This is a genomic window from Streptomyces sp. SID13726, assembly GCF_010548375.1.
Taxonomy (GTDB): domain Bacteria; phylum Actinomycetota; class Actinomycetes; order Streptomycetales; family Streptomycetaceae; genus Streptomyces.
Genome location: NZ_JAAGLY010000085.1, coordinates 1 through 789, shown reverse-complemented (window position 1 = coordinate 789; position 789 = coordinate 1). Strand labels below are relative to the sequence as shown.

The following is a 789-nucleotide window of genomic DNA, read 5'->3' as shown; positions in this document are numbered from 1 at the left end:
CGTCGCCGCACCGGACGGAACGCGGTCCGTCACCGTGGTCGCGTCGCGCTTCGAACCGAGGTGTGGGACCGCCTCGAGGAGGCGCACCGTGTAGGGGTGCTGCGGGTTGCCGAAGATCTCCGCCGACGTCCCGCGCTCGACGACCTGGCCGTCCTTCATGACCATGATCGAGTCGGCCATGTCCGCGACCACGCCCATGTCGTGCGTGATGAGGATGATCGCCGCGTCGACGCGGTAGCGCAGGTCGCGCAGGAGCTTGAGGATCTCCGCCTGGACCGTGACGTCGAGCGCCGTGGTCGGCTCGTCGGCGACGAGCAGCTTGGGGTCGCACGCGAGGGCCTGGGCGATCATCGCGCGCTGGCGCTGGCCGCCGGAGAGCTGGTGCGGGTAGGCGTCGAAGCGACGCTCGGGCTCCGGGATCTCCACGAGCCGCAGGAGCTCGATCGCGCGCTTCTTCGCGTCGGCCGGACCGACGTTGAAGTGCGTCCGGATGGTCTCGACGATCTGGAAGCCCACCGTGTACACGGGGTTCAGCGCCGTCATCGGCTCCTGGAAGATCATGGAGATCTCCTTGCCGCGGACGTGCCGCAGCGAGCCGTGCGTCATGCCGATGAGCTCGCGGTCGCCGAGCTTGGCGGAGCCGCGCGCGCGACCGTTCGGCGGGAGGAGGCCCAGCAACGCGAGCGACGACTGGGACTTGCCCGAGCCGGACTCGCCGACGATCGCGAGGACCTCACCGGAGTGGAGGTCGTAGCTCACGTCCGTGGCCGCGGGGTACCAGGCCTTGTC

1 protein-coding gene is annotated in these 789 nt (G+C 70.0%); it reads right to left on the bottom strand.

The window, feature by feature from the left end:
• On the bottom strand, positions 1 to 789 hold a 789-nt coding region (locus tag G3I78_RS46460), incomplete at both ends, for an ABC transporter ATP-binding protein (protein WP_164436590.1).